Source organism: Pseudomonas sp. PNPG3 (assembly GCF_023093815.1).
Taxonomy (GTDB): domain Bacteria; phylum Pseudomonadota; class Gammaproteobacteria; order Pseudomonadales; family Pseudomonadaceae; genus Aquipseudomonas; species Aquipseudomonas asiatica.
In genome coordinates this window covers 1-266 of the sequence record NZ_JALLKV010000236.1, presented here as the reverse complement: position 1 = coordinate 266, position 266 = coordinate 1, and the positions used below count along the sequence as shown (strand labels likewise).

Annotated in this window: 1 protein-coding gene; it reads right to left on the bottom strand. The window is 71.1% G+C overall.

The features are described from left to right. A partial coding sequence (locus MJ643_RS30865) for a hypothetical protein (protein ID WP_247727333.1) occupies positions 1 to 266 on the bottom strand: 266 nt, incomplete at both ends.

The following is a 266-nucleotide window of genomic DNA, read 5'->3' as shown; positions in this document are numbered from 1 at the left end:
CGACCTCCATGAGCGCGGTGAGGAAGGCGAGGCGACCGTAGTCCGCCGCGCCGAGCACCCGGGCCATGAGGAGGTTGACGAGGAACGCGACCGGGATCGCGACGAAGGTGTGGACGACCGTCCAGACGGCGCCGCGCACGGCGCTCTCCTGGAGTCCTTCGCGGCTCATCGCCCCTGCTGGCTGCTCCTCGAGGGCTGCCTGCTCGACGACTGGGTCGAGCGCGGGGTTGAGCACCACCTCGTCGCCGGGTTCAGCGTCGAGCACG